This is a genomic window from Pseudomonas sp. SIMBA_067 (assembly GCF_046534675.1).
Lineage (GTDB): Bacteria > Pseudomonadota > Gammaproteobacteria > Pseudomonadales > Pseudomonadaceae > Aquipseudomonas > Aquipseudomonas putida.
Genome location: NZ_JAWRYH010000954.1, coordinates 1 through 251, shown reverse-complemented (window position 1 = coordinate 251; position 251 = coordinate 1). Strand labels below are relative to the sequence as shown.

The 251-nt window shown below is 66.5% G+C and carries 1 protein-coding gene; it reads right to left on the bottom strand.

What is annotated here, in order from left to right:
• On the bottom strand, positions 1–251 hold a 251-nt coding region (locus SB765_RS32025; RefSeq protein ID WP_410932811.1), incomplete at both ends, for a hypothetical protein.

Here is a 251-nt window from a genome sequence, read left to right as displayed (position 1 = left end):
GGCCGCGCCCTGCGGCGTACGGGCCACGATGTCCAGCACGTACGAGCGCTGGCGCACGTCCGCCACCTGCACGGTCATGTCGAATTCGTCGTCGGGTCGCAGCGAGCCGATGAAATCGAACGACAGCGCCCGGCTCGGCGTGCCGAAGCCGAGCGCGCGCTTAGCACGCTGTGGCGTATCGGCGAGCAACGCTCCGTAGAACAGTTCGGCTGCGCAGATCACGTAATCGGCGAAGGTCGCGGTATACACCA